The sequence below is a fragment of the Streptomyces sp. NPDC014006 genome (assembly GCF_043088925.1).
GTDB lineage: Bacteria > Actinomycetota > Actinomycetes > Streptomycetales > Streptomycetaceae > Streptomyces.
This window is the reverse complement of record NZ_JBICAJ010000006.1, coordinates 495,027-508,200: the sequence shown is the minus strand read 5'-3', so window position 1 is coordinate 508,200 and position 13,174 is coordinate 495,027. Positions and strand designations below refer to the sequence as shown.

The window sequence follows — 13,174 nt, the reverse complement described above, 5'->3', positions numbered from 1 at the left end:
TGCAAAGAAAATTCGGCAGATGTCAGGGATCTATCAGGGTGCGTCAGGGTTACCGTGACGGCATGACCGACGGCACGCCCCAGCTGACCAGCGCCGAACGCACCGCCCTGTACAAGTCCCTCGGCAACCCGCTGCGCCGCCGGATCCTCGACTACCTCGGGAGGCACGGCGAGGCGAACTCCACCGTCCTGGCCCGGGAGCTGGGGGAGAGCTCCGGCACCACCAGCTACCACCTGCGCAAACTCGCCGAGCAGCGGCTCATCGAGGAGATCCCGGAGAAGTCCGGCGGCCGGGAGCGCTGGTGGCGCGCCCTGCCCTTCAGCCACACCACCCCCGACCCGGCCGCCATGCCCCCCGAGGAGTACGCGGCCGCCGTGCACCTGGCCGAGCTCAAGATCGACGTGGACACCCGGCTGTACCGCCGGGCCCACCAGGAGTACCGCGGCCCCGAGGGCTGGGCCCAGGTGCAGCGCCACGGCACCTGGATGACCAGGGACGAACTGCTCGCCTTCATGCGGGAGTACCACGCCCTCCTGGAGCGGTACGGCCATGAGCGCGACGAGGCCCCGGGCGGGGCCCGCCCGGTGGCCTTGCGTTTCTACGCCGTGGCGGACCCCGTGGGAGAGTGGAGGGGTGAACCGACTGGCGCATGAGACCTCCCCGTATCTCCTCCAGCACGCCGACAACCCGGTCGATTGGTGGCCCTGGTCCACCGAGGCCTTCGACGAGGCGCGCAAACGGGGCGTCCCGGTGCTGTTGAGCGTCGGGTACAGCAGCTGCCACTGGTGTCACGTCATGGCGCACGAGTCGTTCGAGGACAAGGCGACCGCCGACTACCTGAACGCCCACTTCGTCAACGTCAAGGTCGACCGCGAGGAACGCCCCGACGTGGACGCCGTCTACATGGAGGCCGTGCAGGCGGCCACCGGGCAGGGCGGCTGGCCGATGACCGTGTTCCTCACCCCCGACGCCGAGCCGTTCTACTTCGGCACCTACTTCCCGCCCGCGCCCCGGCACGGCATGCCGTCCTTCCGGCAGGTGCTGGAGGGCGTGCACCAGGCCTGGACCGAACGGCACGACGAGGTCGCCGAGGTCGCCGGGAAGATCGTGCGGGATCTGTCCGCGAGGGAGATCTCCTACGACGCCGTCGACGCGCCCGGCGAGCAGGAGCTGGCGCAGGCGCTGCTCGGGCTCACCCGGGAGTACGACCCGCAGCGCGGCGGGTTCGGCGGGGCGCCGAAGTTCCCGCCGTCCATGGTGATCGAGTTCCTGCTGCGCCACCACGCGCGTACCGGCTCCGAGGGCGCCCTGCAGATGGCGCAGGACACCTGCGAGCGGATGGGCCGCGGCGGGATCTACGACCAGCTCGGCGGCGGCTTCGCGCGGTACTCCGTCGACCGGGACTGGACGGTGCCCCACTTCGAGAAGATGCTCTACGACAACGCCCTGCTGTGCCGGGTGTACGCGCATCTGTGGCGCGCCACGGGGTCCGAACTCGCGCGCCGGGTCGCCCTGGAGACCGCCGACTTCATGGTCCGCGAACTGCGCACCGCCGAGGGCGGGTTCGCCTCCGCGCTCGACGCCGACAGCGACGACGGGGCCGGCAGGCACGTCGAGGGCGCGTACTACGTATGGACGCCGCAGCAGTTGCGCGAGGTGCTCGGCGAGGACGACGCCGAACTCGCCGCCCAGTACTTCGGCGTCACAGAGGAGGGCACCTTCGAGGAAGGCTCCTCGGTCCTCCAGCTTCCGCAGAGCGAGGGTGTGTTCGACGCCGGGCGGATCGACGGCATCAGGCAGCGGCTGTTCGACGCCCGCGCCCGGCGGCCCGCCCCCGGCCGGGACGACAAAATCGTCGCCGCCTGGAACGGCCTCGCGATCGCCGCGCTCGCCGAGACCGGCGCCTACTTCGACCGCCCCGACCTCGTCGACGCCGCGCTCGGCGCCGCCGACCTCCTGGTCCGGCTGCACCTGGACGACCACGCCCGGCTCGCCCGCACCAGCAAGGACGGACGCGCCGGCGCCCACACCGGCGTACTGGAGGACTACGCCGACGTCGCCGAGGGCTTCCTCGCGCTCGCGTCCGTCACCGGGGAGGGTGTCTGGCTCGACTTCGCCGGCATCCTCCTCGACCATGTGCTGGCCCGCTTCGTCGACCCGGAAACCGGCTCCCTGTACGACACCGCGGACGACGCCGAGCAGCTGATCCGCCGGCCGCAGGACCCGACGGACAACGCGACGCCCTCCGGCTGGACCGCCTCCACCGGCGCCCTGCTGAGCTACGCCGCCCACACCGGCTCCGAGGCGCACCGCGCCGCCGCCGAGAAGGCCCTCGGCGTGGTGAAGGCGCTCGGCCCGCGCGTGCCCCGCTTCATCGGCTGGGGTCTCGCCGTCGCCGAGGCCCGCCTCGACGGCCCCCGCGAGGTGGCGGTGGTCGGCGCCTCGGCCGACGACGCGGCCGCCCGCACCCTGCACCGCACGGCCCTGCTCGGCACGGCACCCGGCGCCGTCGTCGCCTACGGCACCCCGGACAGCGACGAGTTCCCGCTCCTGGCCGACCGCCCGCTCAGGGACGGCACCCCGACGGCTTACGTCTGTCGCAACTTCACCTGCGACGCCCCGACCACCGACCCGGACCGGCTGCGCGCGGCGCTGCACGGCTGAGCAGCGACGGCCGGAACCCGGTCACGGCGCCGGATCCCCTCACGCGCCCGGGATCTGCATCACGGCGCCCGGCGACGCACGCGCCTGCGGGTACGTCGCCGGGTCGTCGGCGCACGTTCACCTGTGACGCACCGGAGGGGCCCTCGTACGTCAGGGTCCGCCGTTAGCCTCGGCGGCTGTGCGCGACGGAAGTGACCACCGTCGCGTACCGGGGGTTCAGGGACTCGGGAGATCGCCCTGCCCAAGGGCGAGCTGCCGTACGCGCGGCCACGGCTCGCTCCTCCTCACGACGACCGGGAGGCGTCCGATGACCCACGAGTACACCGTGCCCGCCCCTGATGTGGACACGGCCGAGCTGCCCGAGCCCGGCGCGGTCACCATCGTCGTACCGACCTTCAACGAGTCGGCGAACATCCGGCAGTTGCTGCACCGCGTCGCCGAGTCCGTGCCCGCGCGGCTGCCCTGTGAGGTCGTCTTCGTGGACGACTCCACCGACGACACCCCGCAGGTGATCGCCGACGCGGCCCGCGACTGCCCCTTCCCGGTGACCGTGCTGCACCGCGACGAGGCGGTCGGCGGGCTCGGCGGCGCGGTCGTGGAGGGGATCAAGGCGGCCGGCGCGGACTGGATCGTCGTCATGGACGGCGACTGCCAGCACCCGCCGCACCTGGTGCCCGAGCTGGTCGCCACCGGCGAGCGCACCGGCGCCGATCTCGTCGTCGCCTCCCGCTACACCGCCGGCGGCAGCCGTGCCGGGCTCGCCGGCGGATACCGGGTGGCTGTCTCGCGCGGCGCGACCTGGCTCGCGAAGGGCCTCTTCCCGCGGCGGCTGCGCGGCATCAGCGACCCCATGAGCGGCTTCTTCGCCATCCGCCGCAGCGCCGTCACCGCGGACGTCCTCAAGCCGCTCGGCTACAAGATCCTCCTCGAACTCGCCGTGCGCAGCCGCCCCGCGCGGGTCGCCGAGGTGCCGTTCGTCTTCGAGGAGCGCTTCGCGGGGGAGTCCAAGTCGACGGCCCGCGAGGGCCTGCGCTTCCTGCGCCACCTCGCCGGACTGCGCACCGACGCGCCGCTGGCCCGCATGATCGGCTTCGGGCTGATCGGGGCGAGCGGCTTCGTGCCCAACCTGGCCGGGCTGTGGGCGCTCACCGCGCTCGGTGTGCACTACGTCCCTGCGGAGATCATCGCCAACCAGTTCGGCGTGGCCTGGAACTTCCTGCTCATCGAGCACCTGCTGTTCCGTGAGCGGCGCGCCCACCGCCGCTGGTGGGACCGGCTCGGCCGGTTCGCGCTGCTCGCCAACGCCGACCTGGTGCTGCGCATCCCGCTCATCGCGCTGTTCGTGCGGCACCTCGGCATGGGCCCGCTGACCGCGACCGCGCTCGCGCTGGTCACGACGTTCGTCCTGCGGTTCGTGGGCACCGAGACGCTGGTGTACCTGCCCCGGCGCCGCTCCCGCGCGGCGGACCTCAGCCGCGGCTGAACTCTTCCAGGGCGCGCTCCACGATGGCCTCCAGCTGCTCGTGGTGTGCGCCCTTCCAGTAGGCGCGCCGGCACTGACGGCACTGCGCGAACACGTCGTAGGTGCGATGGGTGCCCTGCTCCAGCTGGTCGGCGACCTCCTCCTTGGTCGCCCGGCGCAGCAGGCCGTTGCAGGCCGTGCACCGGGTCCAGGGCTTGAGTTCGGGGCGGAAGCGGTCGAGTACGTCGCGGAGCTGGTCCTCGGGCCGGGTGCTGTAGACGAACGCGCCCATCCACAGCTCGCGACGGCGCAGCAGCCCCCGGTCGCGGCTGAGCATCACCCGCTGCTCGGCGGCGGAGCGCGCGGAGAGCGCCGGGTCGCCGATGTCGGTGGACTCGTACGCCGTGTCCACGCCGAGCAGGCGCAGCCGGCGGGCGAGGGTGCCGAGGTGCACGTCGAGCAGGAAACGCAGCGGGGCACCGGGGACCTGTTGGGGACGCTCGACGGCGCGGACCGTCACCCGGTCGCCGGGCGCGGGGACGTACGACACCGGCACCTCGCGGCCGTCCACGGCCAGCGTGCCGACCTCGGTGAGCGGCACGCCGAGGGATTCCACCACATGGCCGAGCGACGAGACGCCGTCGACGCGGGCCGCCGCGGCTCCCCGGCGCCTTACCTGCGGGACGAACAGATGCAGCTCGGGGGCGAACTCGACGTGGATCTCGGCTGTGTTCACCAGGTCAGGATGGCACGGAGGGGCCGGGCGGCTCCCGCGGATTTGCGGGGGCGGGCCCATGGGTTCGGCGGGTCGGTTCCGGCCGGGCGGGCGACGAGCTTCCGCGGTCCGGCCGGCTAGGGTCTTTCGTTTGGATCAGGCCAGACCCCGCGAGCCCGGCATGATCCAAACGAGAGGCCCTAGGGCCGCGGGCCCCGCAGGTCACGCCGGGCGGGCCGGCAGCCCGTGTTCCAGGACATCGAACGCGCGGTCGACGAGATCCGAGAGGTCGGTGCGGAAGCCGTTCTCGGCCCAGTGCAGGGACGCCTCCATGAGGCCGCCCATCAGGGACGTCGCGAAGACCCGCACCTCCAGCGCGTCCGGGGCGAGGCCGGTGCGCTCGGCGAGGGCCCGGCACAGCAGCCGGCCGGTGGCGGAGGCGTTCTCCATCATCCGCGCGCGCACCGCCGGCACCTCGGCCATCAGCGCCGTCCGCAACCGGGTGACCTCGGGTTCCTCGCGCAGCCCCACGCCGACGGCCGTGTGGATCACGGACCGCAGGGACTCCATCGGCGGCTCGTCGAGCGGCCGGGCCCGCAACTCCTGAAGCAGGATCGCGTCGTACTCGTCGGTGAGGACGATGTCCTCCTTGGCCGGGAAGTAGCGGGAGACGGTCGACGGGGAGACCTCGGCGCGTTCGGCGATCTGCTCGACCGTCGTGGCCTCGTAGCCCTGTTCGCGGATCAGTCCGTAGGCGGCGGTGCGGATCGCGCGGCGGGTCTTGGTCTTCTTTCGCTCACGCAGGCCCGGTCGCGGGCGATCGGCGGGGGTGGGAGTGCGTGCGGCCGTCATGGTCGTCATTGTCGGACACGGCCCGCCGGGCGGCAGCGATGCTCGCGCCGCGGGCCGTCGTCCGCACGTCACACGTGCTGGTAGGCCACCAGCGAGATCCCCACGTAGTGGGTGATGAACGCGGCCAGGGTGAAGGAGTGGAACACCTCGTGGAAGCCGAACCAGCGCGGTGAGGGGTTGGGCCGCTTGATGCCGTAGATGACGCCGCCGGCGCTGTAGAGCAGGCCGCCGACGACGACCAGGACCAGCACCGCGACGCCGCCCGCGCGCATGAAGTCGGGCAGGAAGAAGACGGCGGCCCAGCCCATCGCGATGTAGCAGGGGGTGTAGAGCCAGCGCGGCGCGCCGACCCAGAAGACGCGGAAGATTATGCCGGCGGCGGCCGCGGCCCAGATGCCCCACAGCAGCCACCGGCCCTTGGCGCCGGGCAGCAGAAGCATGGTGAGCGGGGTGTAGGTGCCCGCGATGATCAGGAAGATGTTGGCGTGGTCCAGCCGGCGCAGGACGCCGTCCATGCGCGGGCTCCAGTTGCCCCGGTGGTAGAGCGCGCTGACGCCGAACAGCAGGCACGCCGTCAGGGCGTAGATCCCGCAGGCGATGCGGCCGCGGGTGGAGTGGGCCAGGGCGGTGAGCACCAGGCCGGAGACCAGGGCGGCCGGGAACATGCCGAGGTGCAGCCAGCCGCGCAGCTTGGGCTTGATCGGCTGGGCGAGCGAGTGCGCGAGCTGGTGTGCCATCGAGGGCACGGAGGAGTCCGGGGCGGGACCGCGGCCGGCGGCCTGCGCGTCCGTGGGCGCGTCGGAGGCGGACGGAGTCATGGCCCGCATGGTACCCAGCCGACCGTAAGTCAGGCGTCAGCGCGGGTCCTGGGTCGCGGCGTGCAAAAAGTCCTTCAGGTTAAGCCAAGACACACACAAAGGGAACGTAAAGCCGCCGGATAACCGTGGCATTCCTCACGTCGCTCACCTGTGAGGCCCCCTGGACATATGGGCACTCGTGTCGGATACGATCAAATGAGTGCGGTCGGCACCGGATGAGCAGCACACAAGCGTCCGGGTCGCAGCCCCCACGGGGCCACAAGGACAAAATCCCTCACTTAGGAGCAACCGTGGCGCGCGACAACTCGGCTTCCAGCGTTCCCACCAACCATCAGGAACTGATCTCGTGGGTGAACGAGATCGCCGAACTGACGCAGCCGGACAACGTGGTCTGGTGTGACGGATCCGAGGCCGAGTACGACCGGCTCTGCGAGGAACTGGTCGCGAAGGGCACCTTCAAGAAACTCGACCCGATCAAGCGCCCGAACTCCTACTACGCGGCCTCCGACCCGACCGACGTCGCGCGCGTCGAGGACCGCACCTTCATCTGCTCGGAGAAGGAGGAGGACGCCGGCCCCACCAACCACTGGAAGGCCCCCGCCGAGATGCGGGAGATCTTCAGCGGTGAGAAGGGCCTGTTCCGCGGCTCCATGCGCGGCCGCACGATGTACGTCGTCCCCTTCTGCATGGGCCCGCTCGGCTCCCCGCTGTCCGCGATCGGCGTCGAGATCACCGACTCCGCCTACGTCGCCGTCTCCATGCGCACGATGACGCGCATGGGGCAGCCGGTCCTGGACGAGCTGGGCTCCGAGGGCTTCTTCGTCAAGGCCGTGCACACCCTCGGCGCCCCGCTGGAGGAGGGCCAGGAGGACGTTCCGTGGCCCTGCAACTCCACCAAGTACATCTCGCACTTCCCCGAGTCCCGCGAGATCTGGTCCTACGGCTCCGGCTACGGCGGCAACGCCCTGCTCGGCAAGAAGTGCTACGCCCTGCGCATCGCCTCCGTCATGGCCCGCGACGAGGGCTGGCTCGCCGAGCACATGCTGATCCTCAAGCTCACCCCGCCGCAGGGTGAGTCGAAGTACGTCGCCGCCGCCTTCCCGAGCGCCTGCGGCAAGACCAACCTCGCCATGCTGGAGCCCACGGTCTCCGGCTGGACCGTGGAGACCATCGGCGACGACATCGCCTGGATGCGCTTCGGCGAGGACGGCCGCCTGTACGCGATCAACCCCGAGGCCGGCTTCTTCGGCGTCGCGCCCGGCACCGGTGAGCACACCAACGCCAACGCGATGAAGACCCTGTGGGGCAACGCCGTCTTCACCAACGTGGCGCTCACCGACGACGGCGACGTGTGGTGGGAGGGCATGACGGAGGAGGCCCCGGCCCACCTCACCGACTGGAAGGGCCGCGACTGGACCCCCGAGTCCGCCGAGCCCGCCGCCCACCCCAACGCCCGCTTCACCGTGCCGGCCTCGCAGTGCCCGATCATCGCGCCCGAGTGGGAGGACCCCAAGGGCGTGCCGATCTCCGCGATCCTCTTCGGCGGCCGCCGCGCCTCCGCCGTACCGCTGGTGACGGAGTCCTTCGACTGGAACCACGGCGTCTTCCTCGGCGCCAACGTGGCCTCCGAGAAGACCGCCGCCGCCGAGGGCAAGGTCGGCGAGCTGCGCCGGGACCCGTTCGCCATGCTGCCGTTCTGCGGCTACAACATGGGCGACTACATGGGCCACTGGGTCGACGTCGCCAAGGGCAAGGACGAGGCCAAGCTGCCGAAGATCTACTACGTCAACTGGTTCCGCAAGAACGACGAGGGCAAGTTCGTCTGGCCCGGCTTCGGTGAGAACTCCCGCGTCCTGAAGTGGATCGTGGAGCGCCTGGAGGGCAAGGCCGAGGGCGTCGAGACGCCGATCGGCATCCTGCCTACGAAGGACGCCCTCGACACGGACGGTCTGGAACTGGCCGAGAAGGACCTGGAGTTCCTGCTCACCGTGGACAAGGAGGTCTGGCGCGAGGAGGCCGCCCTGGTCCCCGATCACCTGAACACCTTCGGCGACCACACCCCGAAGGAGCTGTGGGACCAGTACCGCGCTCTGGTCGAGCGCCTGGGCTGAGCCCCTGTGAAGACCCCGCGGCCGGTTGAACCGACTGCGCCCTGACCAGCTCATCGTCACGGCCGGCCGCGGAGCAGACCGGCGAGGCGGCGCACAACGGCGTGCGCGGCCCCGGGCCTGCCGTCACCGCCCCGTCCGCCCCGACGACGGCGCTGACGGCAGGCCCTCGCTGTATCGGTGACAGATCGACGCCGGTCAGGGAAACGCCGCCGAAGGGGCGCGGGGAACGGCGCGACCGGCCACGACGGACCCGCAGCCGCGAGACGGCACCGGCGCGTACGGCGAGGTGCCGGACCTGAACTTCCGGCGCCCGGCCGACGTCGTCGGCAGCAGCGCCGGGTGAGGGGCGCGGGGAACGGCACGACCGGCCACGACGGACCCGCACACGCCAGACGGAACGGGCCCCCGCGGCGATCGGGCGATCCGGCGAGAGCGAACGCAGTGCTGTGGCTCCCGGTCCGCGCGTCGCTGCGGGTGCACGCGGACCGGGGCCGATCAGGGGGCCCCGAGGGGGCTCAGCGGGACGCCAGCTCGCGCGGCTCCAGTGCCGCGGCGTGGAAGTCCATCTGCTGGGCGGCCAGGATCGCCGCGGCCGTGTCGGCCCGCGACGCGGCGACGACCAGCGCGCGTCCGGCAAGGGTGTGCGCCCGCTCGTGCAGGGCCCGGGCGTCGTCGGCGCCCGCACCCGCGGGCACGGCGCGCACCGGCGCACCGCTTCCCCGCAGCCGGGCCACCTGCGCGGCGAGCCGCTCGCCGGCGGCGTCCAGCTCGGTCGAGGGCGTCAGCGCCCGCAGCTCGTCCGTGACGGCGAGCAGGGCCGCGAGATGCCCCGCGAGCTGGAACTCCAGCTCCTCCTCGCGGGAGCGGTGGGGGAAGTCCGAGGGTGTGCCGGCCATCGAGCTGTGGACCGACTTGGTGCGGATCGGTTCGTACATGGATGGCCTCCCGAGTGCTTCGGGAAACCATCCTAGCTTGGATTCTGTCTAAAGTTGAGTCGTTCACAAAAGCGGACGCCGTGCACACTCAGGGTGAGCGTCAGTGCTGGCCGTACCCGTCCAGGAAGCGCCCGATACGCCCCACGGCGTCCCGCAGGTCGGTCACCGACGGCAGGGTCACCACGCGGAAGTGGTCCGGCTCGGGCCAGTTGAAACCGGTGCCCTGCACCACCATGATCTTTTCGCGGCGCAGCAGGTCCAGGACCATCCGCCGGTCGTCCTTGATCTTGAAGACCTTGGGGTCGAGCCGCGGGAAGAGATACAGCGCGCCCTTCGGCCGTACGCACGTCACGCCCGGGATCTGCGTCAGCAGCTCGTAGGCGGTGTCGACCTGCTCCTTCAGCCGCCCGCCCGGCAGTACCAGGTCGTTGATCGTCTGCCGTCCGCTGAGGGCCGCGACCACGCCGTGCTGACCTGGCATGTTGGCGCACAGCCGCATGTTCGCCAGGATCGTCAGGCCCTCGATGTAGGAGTCGGCGTGGGCGCGCGGCCCGGAGATCGACATCCAGCCGACCCGGTAGCCGGCCACCCGGTACGCCTTCGACATGCCGTTGAAGGTGAGGGTCAGCAGGTCGGGGGCGACGGCGGCGGTCGGGGTGTGCGTGGCGCCGTCGTAGAGGATCTTGTCGTAGATCTCGTCGGAGCAGACCAGCAGGTTGTGCCGGCGGGCGATGTCGGTGAGCCCCTTGATCACGGCCTCGTCGTAAACGGCACCCGTGGGGTTGTTGGGGTTGATGATGACGATCGCCTTGGTGCGGTCGGTGACCTTGCGCTCGATGTCGGCGAGGTCCGGCATCCAGTCGGACTGCTCGTCGCAGCGGTAGTGCACGGCGGTGCCGCCGGACAGGGACACGGCGGCGGTCCACAGCGGGTAGTCCGGCGCCGGGACGAGCACCTCGTCACCGTCGTCGAGCAGCCCCTGCATCGCCATGACGATCAGCTCGGAGACGCCGTTGCCGATGAAGACGTGCTCGACGTCGGTCTCGATGCCGAGGGTCTGGTTGTGCATGACGACGGCGCGGCGGGCGGCCAGCAGGCCCTTGGCGTCCCCGTACCCGTGGGCGGTGGAGACGTTGCGGAGGATGTCCTCCAGGATCTCGGGCGGGCACTCGAAGCCGAACGCCGCCGGGTTGCCGGTGTTCAGCTTGAGGATGCGGTGTCCGGCCGCCTCGAGCCGCATCGCCTCCTCGAGCACCGGACCCCGGATCTCGTAACAGACGTTGGCGAGCTTGGTCGACTGGATCACCTGCATGTCAAGGAGCTTACGGCCGCATAACGCGCCATGGGTCGTGTTTTCCGCCACGTGAGACGCGGTGATTTGACCTGATATCGCCGTCGACTGTCCCAGAGGCCTCTTGCGTCCCTACAATTCGCGCCCATGTCCAGCCAGGGTCAGTACGGAAGCGGGGCGCACGACGCGCCGCAGGGACCGCCGAACGTGTATCACCCGAACGCCGCCCCCGCCCCCGCGTACGACCAGTACGCGGACCCGGCCTACGCCCACGGCTGGCAGCCCGCCTACGACGAGACGGCGCCGCTGCCGCAGGTGCCGGGGGGCTACCCCGGCGCGGACCACGGCCACGGCGGCGTTACGGAGTGGCAGGACGCGACCGGTACCGCTCCGGCGGCCGTGTGGACGGGTCCCGGCGCCGAGGAGCACGACCCCGGCTGGACGGGTCCCGGCGCCCAGGAGCACGACCCCGGCTGGACGGGTCCCGGCGCCCAGGAGCAGGACGCAGGCTGGGCGGCTCCCGCCGCCGGCGTGCCGGACACCGACCCGCGCTCCGGTCCGGCGGGTACACGCGCAGGCGCCCGTGCCGCCGCCCGGCGAGCGGAGCGCAAGAGGGGCGGCCGTCGCCGGGCGGTGATCGCCGTAGGCGCGGTCACCGCCGTGTCCGCCGCGGCGCTCCTCGCCGCGTTCTCCTTCTCGGGCTCGCCCTCCGACGGCACCGAGAGCCGCCAGGAGCCCGCCCCCACCGCGCCCGACGGCTCCCCGGGCGGCACGGGCGAGACCAACCCGTCCGCGACAGCCGAGCCGACGGACACGAACCCCCAGGCCCCGGCGCCGGCCACCACGAGCACCCCGCCGACCGCGTCGGACACGCCCGAGGCCACACCGAGCAAGGGCGGCACGACGCCCCCGGCGCAGTCTCCGACGACCACGACGCCCCCACCCACCCCCACCTCCGCACCCCCGACCCCCACGGCCTCACTGTCCACCACTCCCACAGGCAAGCCCGGCCACGGCCCGGGCGGCCCCAAGCGCCCCAGATAGCCGAGCCCCTGGCCCGACGCCACCCCGACCCACCCGGCAGCGCGGCGAACGGCGCAGCCCGGCCGGGCGGCCACCCCAACCCACGCAGCTGTGCGGCGAACTGCGCAGCCCGGGAGGGCGGCCACCCCGACCCACCCAGCAGCGCAGCGAACGGCGCAGCCCCAGCCGACTGTGACCCCAACCCACCCAGGGGCGCGGGGAACTGCGCGACCAGCCCCGCCACAACCCGCACCCGGCACTTGACCGAAGCCACCCCCCCCGGTAGCCCCCCGTCAAAGCCCCGCAGGGCCACGCAGGGAAACCCCTACGACTCAAACCCGCCCCTTGTCCCCCCACCCCTCAACGATCACAATGCGCATGACAATCGAGTGGGCGACCGGAAGAACTCCGGTCGCCCCCGTCGTAAGAGGGGACCCCCACATGAGAAAGCCTCTCGTCGCCGCGCTGTTCGCCCTGGCCGTCACCGGGGCGGGCGCGGCACCCGCGGTCGCGGCTCCCGAGCGGAGCGCCCCCGCACCCACACCCACGCTCAAGGCCGTCGACTTCGCCGGTACCGTCGCGCTCAGCAACTGCTCCGGCTCCGTCATCCGCTTCCCGGCCTCCCAGGACAACGACCCGGCGCTCGTGCTGAGCAACGGCCACTGCCTGGAGACCGGCTTCCCGGCGCCCGGCGAGGTCATCGTCGACCAGCCCTCGTCGCGCTCCTTCACCCTGCTGAACTCCTCCGGCCGGGGCGTCGGCACGCTGCGCGCGAGCAAGGTCGCGTACTCCACGATGACCGACACGGACGTGACGATCTATCAGCTCACCCGCACCTACGCGCAGATCAAGAGCACGTACGGCATCAACGCGCTCACCGTCCAGGACACCCACCCGGTCGCCGGCACCGCCATCAAGGTCGTCTCCGGCTACTGGAAGCGGACGTACTCCTGCAACATCGACGGGTTCGTGTACCGGCTGAAGGAGGGCGACTGGACCTGGAAGGACTCGGTCCGTTACACCTCCACCTGCAACACCATCGGCGGCACCTCCGGCTCGCCCGTGATCGACACCGCCACCGGCAAGGTCGTCGCCGTCAACAACACCGGCAACGAGGACGGCCAGCGCTGCACGGAGAACAACCCGTGCGAGGTCGACGAGAACGGCAACGTCACCGTCCGCCAGGGCATCAACTACGCCGAGGAGACCTACCAGATCCCCGCCTGCTTCGGCATCGGCAACAAGCTCGACCTCAGCCGCAGCGGCTGCGTCCTGCCCAAGCCGTAAATCCGCTCCGCACGGG

11 protein-coding genes are annotated in these 13,174 nt (G+C 71.6%); 6 read left to right on the top strand and 5 right to left on the bottom strand.

Annotation, left to right across the window (positions count from 1 at the left end):
- The first annotated feature begins 62 nt into the window (after nt 1-62).
- From ACF1GV_RS23230 to ACF1GV_RS23220, 3 genes are all read left to right on the top strand, one after another.
- Entirely contained in the window at nt 63-653 is a 591-nt protein-coding gene (locus tag ACF1GV_RS23230) for an ArsR/SmtB family transcription factor (protein ID WP_391683941.1), read from the top strand.
- Nucleotides 634-2,664, top strand: coding sequence for a thioredoxin domain-containing protein (locus tag ACF1GV_RS23225; RefSeq protein WP_391683937.1), 2,031 nt, complete (start codon nt 634-636; stop codon nt 2,662-2,664). The genes ACF1GV_RS23230 and ACF1GV_RS23225 overlap by 20 nt, the downstream gene beginning before the upstream one ends.
- 307 nt (nt 2,665-2,971) lie before the next feature.
- Complete coding sequence (locus ACF1GV_RS23220; protein WP_391683934.1) at nt 2,972-4,147, top strand: glycosyltransferase; 1,176 nt, start codon at nt 2,972-2,974, stop codon at nt 4,145-4,147.
- Here the strand turns inward: ACF1GV_RS23220 and ACF1GV_RS23215 are convergent.
- From ACF1GV_RS23215 to ACF1GV_RS23205, 3 genes are all read right to left on the bottom strand, one after another.
- The gene (locus tag ACF1GV_RS23215) at nt 4,134-4,862 is read right to left on the bottom strand and encodes a Mut7-C RNAse domain-containing protein (RefSeq protein ID WP_391683932.1); all 729 of its coding nucleotides are present in this window, start codon (nt 4,860-4,862) and stop codon (nt 4,134-4,136) included. The two genes, ACF1GV_RS23220 and ACF1GV_RS23215, sit on opposite strands and share 14 nt — an antisense overlap.
- A gap of 201 nt (nt 4,863-5,063) precedes the next feature.
- Nucleotides 5,064-5,702: a TetR/AcrR family transcriptional regulator gene (locus ACF1GV_RS23210; RefSeq protein ID WP_391683929.1), complete on the bottom strand. Its 639-nt coding sequence runs from the start codon at nt 5,700-5,702 to the stop codon at nt 5,064-5,066.
- Between the two features lie 59 nt (nt 5,703-5,761).
- A complete protein-coding gene (locus ACF1GV_RS23205; RefSeq protein WP_391683927.1) occupies nt 5,762-6,511 on the bottom strand; it encodes a hemolysin III family protein in 750 nt (249 codons plus the stop codon).
- 290 nt (nt 6,512-6,801) lie between these two features.
- On the opposite strand from ACF1GV_RS23205, the gene ACF1GV_RS23200 reads away from it, so the two are divergent.
- Nucleotides 6,802-8,622 (top strand): phosphoenolpyruvate carboxykinase (GTP), encoded by a 1,821-nt coding sequence (locus ACF1GV_RS23200; RefSeq protein WP_391683924.1) that lies wholly within the window; start codon nt 6,802-6,804, stop codon nt 8,620-8,622.
- 515 nt (nt 8,623-9,137) lie between these two features.
- Here the strand turns inward: ACF1GV_RS23200 and ACF1GV_RS23195 are convergent.
- Nucleotides 9,138-9,557: a hypothetical protein gene (locus ACF1GV_RS23195; RefSeq protein WP_391683921.1), complete on the bottom strand. Its 420-nt coding sequence runs from the start codon at nt 9,555-9,557 to the stop codon at nt 9,138-9,140.
- 100 nt (nt 9,558-9,657) lie between these two features.
- The gene (locus ACF1GV_RS23190) at nt 9,658-10,869 is read right to left on the bottom strand and encodes a pyridoxal phosphate-dependent aminotransferase (RefSeq protein WP_391683919.1); all 1,212 of its coding nucleotides are present in this window, start codon (nt 10,867-10,869) and stop codon (nt 9,658-9,660) included.
- Nucleotides 10,870-10,995: 126 nt separating this feature from the next.
- On the opposite strand from ACF1GV_RS23190, the gene ACF1GV_RS23185 reads away from it, so the two are divergent.
- Both ACF1GV_RS23185 and ACF1GV_RS23180 read left to right on the top strand, forming a co-directional pair.
- Complete coding sequence (locus ACF1GV_RS23185; RefSeq protein ID WP_391683917.1) at nt 10,996-11,892, top strand: hypothetical protein; 897 nt, start codon at nt 10,996-10,998, stop codon at nt 11,890-11,892.
- Nucleotides 11,893-12,312: 420 nt separating this feature from the next.
- Nucleotides 12,313-13,158 (top strand): serine protease, encoded by an 846-nt coding sequence (locus tag ACF1GV_RS23180; RefSeq protein ID WP_391683914.1) that lies wholly within the window; start codon nt 12,313-12,315, stop codon nt 13,156-13,158.
- Nucleotides 13,159-13,174 lie beyond the last annotated feature (16 nt).